Source organism: Streptomyces sp. NPDC039430, assembly GCF_055639435.1.
Map to the genome: position 1 here is coordinate 1 of NZ_JBVKAK010000042.1, position 2,377 is coordinate 2,377.

A 2,377-nucleotide genomic window follows, 5' to 3' on the forward strand; every position below is an offset into this window, starting at 1 on the left:
AACAACGTCCGCGAGAACCGCTCCTCACCCAGACCCACCGCCCACCGCACCAGACCAGCCACCGCCCCATGCGGAACCACCACACCCTTCGGCCGCCCCGTCGAACCCGACGTATAAATCACATACGCCGCCGACGACAACAACACCCCCACCTCAGGAACCACCACCACCTCCCCCACCAGGGAACGCGCCAACACCTCCTCCGTCACCACCACCTCAACACCACTATCAGCCTTCATAAACTCCAGCCGATCCAACGGATACTCCGGATCCAACGGCACATACGCACCACCAGCCCACAACACCCCCAACACCGCCACCACCAGATCCACCGACCTCGGCAGACACACCCCCACCCGCGACTCCACACCCACACCAAGCGCCACCAAGTGCCCCGCCAGACGATCCACCCGCACACCCAACTCGCCATACGTCAGCGACACACCACCCTCACCCACCACCGCGACCGCCCCAGGAACCGAAGCGATACGGTCCCGGACCAGCTCCACCACCGACCGCTCACCCACCCCCACACCCGGACCCGCCCACCCCATCAACAACCGCTCAAGCTCAGCCCCACCCAACATCCCCACCCGCACCAAAGGCACCAACGGCTCAGCCACCACCCGCTCCGCCAACACCAACCAATGCCCACACAACCGCTCAACCGTCTCCCCATCGAACAGATCCGTATTGAACTCGGCGACCGCGGCCAGGCCACCGCCCCTGCCGGTCTCCTGGAAGTGCAGACTCAGCTCGAACTGTGCGGCCTCGCGAGGCATCGCCTCATCGGTCACTCGCAGACCCGGCAGCTCGAACTCGCCGATCGGCGTGTTCTGGAGCGCCACCAGGGCCTGTACGAGAGGCGTCCTGCTGGTGTCCCGCTCCGGAGACAGCTCCTCGATCAGCCGGCTGAACGGCACATCCTGGTGCGCGAACGCGTCGAGTGTCGTCGCTCGTACGTCGGCGAGCAGCTCGGCGAAGCCTGCGTCCGGGTTGATCCTTGAGCGCAGGACGAGGGTGTTGACGAAGAATCCGACCAGCCCCTCCAACTCCGCCCGCTCACGCCCCGAGACGACCGTCCCCACCGCCACATCCCGCTGACCGCTGTACCGCGACAACAGCAACTGCGTCACCGCCGTCAGCACCATGAACAGACTCGCCCCGCCTGCCTGACCGACCCCCACCAGCCGCGCTGTGAGGTCGGCGGGCACCTCGAAGGCGTGCATGGACCCGGTCGACGTCCGTACCAGCGGGCGCGGGCGGTCGGTCGGCAGTTCCAACGGCTCCAGACCGTCCAACTGCTCACGCCAGTAAGCGATCTGGGAATCAAGCGCTTCCCCGGCCAGCCTCTCCCGCTGCCACACCGCGAAGTCCGGATACTGCACCGGCAACAACGCGAGCCGCGCCTCCCCACCCCGCACCGCAGCCGCGTACAACTCACTCAGCTCACGCGTCACCACACCCATCGACCACCCATCGGTCACGATGTGATGCATCGACAACACAAGGACGTACTCGTTCTCCGACACCTCCGCCAGCAGCACGCGCATCAGCGGGCCGGTCCGCAGATCGAACGGCGTAAGGGCTTCGGCGCGCAGGACGGTGTCCAGATCCTCCCGGGTCGCGGAGACGACCGTGCGCACCGGTACGTCCAGCGAGGCGTGAACCACCTGGACGCCACGGCCACCGACCGAGTCGAACGTCGTACGCAGCGCCTCATGCCGGTCCACCAGCCCGGACACCGCGGCCCGCAGCGCGGGGAGGTCGAGTGTGCCGGTCAGGCGCAGACCGCCCGTGATGTTGTACTCCACCCCGCCGGGATTGAAGTTCTCCAGGAACCACAGGCGCTCCTGGGCGAACGAGAGCGGCAGGTGGCCGTCCCGTGCCGCGCGCTCGATACCCGCGCCCGCATCAGAGGCGTCCTCGCGAGCGGGGAGTTCCTCGGCCAGGCGGGCGATGGTGGGATGGTCGAAGAGAGCGCGGGGAGACAGTCCGGCCTTGAGGGTCGAACGGATCCGCGAGACCACCTTCAGGCTGGAGATGGAGTCTCCGCCCAGTTCGAAGAAGTCGTCGTGCACTCCGACCCGTTCGACACCGAGGACCTCGGCCCAGACATCGGCCAATGCCATCTCAAGGCTGGTGCGAGGTGCGACGTACTCCTCCGCGGCGTCGACCTCGGGCGCGGGAAGCGCACGGCGGTCGACCTTTCCGTTCACGGTCAGTGGCAGCTCGTCCAGGACGACGAACGCGGACGGCACCATGTACTCGGGCAGCAGGCCGACGGCATGCTCCCGTACGAGCGACACATCCAGCTCACCCGACGACGGTACGAGATACGCGACCAGCCGCTTCACCCCCGGACGATCCTCCCGGG

General features: G+C 67.2%; 1 protein-coding gene. It reads right to left on the reverse strand.

Features of this window, described 5'->3' with window-relative positions; translation table 11 throughout:
- Nucleotides 1-2,377, reverse strand: a 2,377-nt coding sequence (locus ACZ7LS_RS36765; protein WP_471066472.1) for a condensation domain-containing protein, incomplete at both ends; no start/stop codon positions are given.